Here is a 3,090-nt window from a genome sequence, read left to right on the forward strand (position 1 = left end):
TGATTTTTTCCCTATTCCCTATTTCCTATTCCAAATTCCCTACAGGACTTACGCAATAACTATACTTGTAGGGTATAGCTTCTGACTCTACACCATAAGCGGGTTTGGAGTCCAGTCTTGGGTAAGCGCTGATTTATATGCTTATCAACTGTTACTCAAAGGAACAGTTGGAATCCATCGGTGGAGTTCCAAAGCAACCGAAATAAGTCTAAACTTCAAGAATACTCCTCCTGCCTCATTGTCCGTAACAACTGATCTACCACCGATGGAACCACCGATTGCCTCTGGAACTATTCTGCAAAATCGCTACCATCTGCTCCGTGTCCTTGACCAAGGAGAATTCAATCGGACTTACCTGGTAGAGGATCAAGGGCGTTTCAATGAACCTTGTGCCCTCAAAGAATTTATTCCCCCTCAGACAGAAACTAATAATTTAGATAAGTCAAGGCAACTGTTTCAACAAGAAGCAGGTATCCTGTATAAAATTGAACACCCCCAAATTCCTCAGTTCCGAGCTACCTTTGAAGAGCAAGGACGGCTGTTTCTGGTGCGAGACTACGTAGAGGGAAAAACCTATGGTGAACTACTAGAACAACGGAAAGCCCTTCAGAATCAAAGTGAACCTCTATCTTCTAATCCCGATGGGGAAGTCCAATCACCCCCAATGGCTAGCCCGACCAAGTTGGGAGTCGTATCAGAAACGGAAGTGCGTCAGCTATTGCAGCAATCTTTGCCAGTTTTGGACTACATCCACAGCCAAGGGATTATTCACCGAGATATCATACCGGATAACATTATCATGCGGGAGACGGACAGTATACCGGTGTTGATTAATTTGGGTGTGGTACAGGAACTGGCAACTCGTCTTCAATTGCCCGATACTCCCACACCAACAACTAGTATTGGCAAAAGCGGTTACGCTCCCAGGGAGCAAATTCAGACCGGTCAGGTGTATCCAAGTAGTGACCTATATTCCCTAGCAGTGACTGCGATAGTGCTACTGACTGGGAAAGAACCAGAAGAACTGGTGGATAATACTAATCTGACTTGGAACTGGCGTCCCTGGGCTAGGGTTAGCGATGAGTTAGCTGAGATATTAAATCGGATGCTTAGTTATCAAGCAAGCGATCGCTACCAATCCGCTAGAGAAGTCTTGTATGCCTTTCAAGCTTCTGGGTTAACTCCCCAACTTCCAAAACCCAAGCCAATACCCGGCACGACAGTGGCATCAGCTCAAGGTGGAACACCCAGGGAGGCTAGAGGTGGAGAACCGAGTGAACCGGTGATGTCTCAAGCCACGGGTCGCTCTATCTGGAATAGTCCTTGGCCGCTGCTTGGGATAGCTACAGGACTAGCAGTGCTGGCAGGAATAGGCTCTTGGGTGTGGGTGAGCAATTTTAATCAGCAGGACACTGGCAAATCTCCAAGTCCTAAGGTGTCAGTGAGTCCTAGTCCTAGTCCTAGTCCGACTCCCACTCCGAGCCCTAGCGCTAGTCCAACCCCTAGCGCTAGTCCAACCCCGAGTAAACCTCAAATCTACAGTCAGCGTCTAGAGCTTTCTGCTGGTAAAACCCTTTCAAAATCCAGGAATTTAAAGGCTAATCACACTATTAACTACATTATCCAGGGTAAACAATACCAAACCCTGAAGACATATCTCAGTGACGAAGGGGTCTTGATGACAGTGCTTGGCCCGGACGGAAAACCAGTGGACAATCGAGCTAAACGGGTACGGCAATGGGAAGGGAAATTTCCTTTCACTGGCAACTACACGATTCAACTAAGTCCAGTTAAGGGTCTACCGAATAGCGATTATCAGCTAGGATTAAGGTTAACAGAAGCACCGAAGCCGAAACCTAAACCTAAACCAACTGCTGATTATAACATAGAAAGGGTCAATTTATTGCAGGGAAGCAAGGGTTTGCAGCTACTGGGTCGCACTAGCCCCCAGAAGATTCAGCGCTACTTGGTGAAGGCTAAACAGGGTAAGCAATTGAAGCTAGAGGTGATTGAAAGTGATGTGGCTTTAACTATCCGCTATCCCAATGGGAAGTTAGTGGAACAGGCTTCAGGGGTGCAAAGGTGGCAAGGTCAGCTGCCTAGTTCTGGTGAGTATATAGTAGATGTAATTGCTAAACAGGAAAGAAAGTTTGCTTTAGATATTAGCCTTTCAGACTTAAAGTGAGTCAATCTTGAACGTATTACTAATTACTGGCACCAATACAGGCATCGGCAAAACGGTTTTGACTTCTGTGATCGCTGCTTATTGGCAGACTTACCGTCCTCAAGAGAGTCTGGGGATATTCAAGCCGATTCAAACCGGAATTGGCGATCGCGAAATTTACCAGCAACTATTTGACTTGGCTCAAACCCTGGAGGAGATCACACCCGTGGAGTTTAAAACCCCTGCAGCACCACCAGTTGCTGCAGATCTAGAAGGAAGACAGGTTGACCTCGAAAAGGTCTGGCAAGGCTTCAATACTCTGCGCAGTCAGCGGGATGTGGTCTTGGTGGAAGCTTTGGGAGGACTAGGTTCACCGGTGACTCATGAACTGATTGTGGCAGATTTGGCAAGGGATTGGCGATTGCCAACGGTATTGGTTGCGCCGGTAGAATTAGGAGCGATCGCACAAGTGGTTGCTAATGTTGCCCTGGCACGCTCATCACGAGTTGACCTCACAGGGATTGTCCTCAATTGCGTCCAACCTCGTACCTCCGAAGAAATAACTCAGTTGGCTCCGATTAGCTTAATCGAGACTCTAACCAATGTTAAGGTTTTGGGGATTTTACCTCATCTATCTGACCCAATGGACTACTCGAAACTTGCTCAAGTCGGTTCAAATTTGGATGTCAGTGGTTGGTGAGGCATGATGGTAAATGTGAGGGGAAAGGGTAACAAAGGTTAAACTATGCGATCGCGGACGATTCGAGAAGGCTCCGTTGGCTTATTAATAGTAGCAGGACTTGCTGTTTTCGGTGGACTTGTTGTATGGATTAGTGGCATTAGCTTAGGTCGAAAGAGCTATAAATTCATTGTCAATTTTGGGAACGCTGCTGGGATGCAAGTGGGGGCATCGGTCAGCTATCGCG

Annotated in this window: 2 protein-coding genes and 1 pseudogene; all 3 read left to right on the forward strand. The window is 47.0% G+C overall.

Annotation, left to right across the window (positions count from 1 at the left end):
• The first annotated feature begins 265 nt into the window (after positions 1-265).
• Positions 266-2,185: a serine/threonine-protein kinase gene (locus tag F6K20_RS31410; protein ID WP_008186949.1), complete on the forward strand. Its 1,920-nt coding sequence runs from the start codon at positions 266-268 to the stop codon at positions 2,183-2,185.
• Between the two features lie 7 nt (positions 2,186-2,192).
• Complete coding sequence (gene bioD, locus F6K20_RS31415; RefSeq protein WP_008186951.1) at positions 2,193-2,864, forward strand: dethiobiotin synthase; 672 nt, start codon at positions 2,193-2,195, stop codon at positions 2,862-2,864.
• A gap of 45 nt (positions 2,865-2,909) precedes the next feature.
• A pseudogene (locus F6K20_RS31420) lies at positions 2,910-3,090 on the forward strand (MlaD family protein); the annotation flags it as partial.

The sequence above is a fragment of the Moorena sp. SIO2C4 genome, from assembly GCF_010672485.1.
Taxonomy (GTDB): Bacteria; Cyanobacteriota; Cyanobacteriia; order Cyanobacteriales; family Coleofasciculaceae; genus Moorena; species Moorena producens.

Bases quoted from the DNA above. Each gene is read 5' to 3' on its own strand.
- F6K20_RS31410 (WP_008186949.1), top strand. From the start codon at position 266: ATGGAACCACCGATTGCCTCTGGAACTATTCTGCAAAATCGCTACCAT.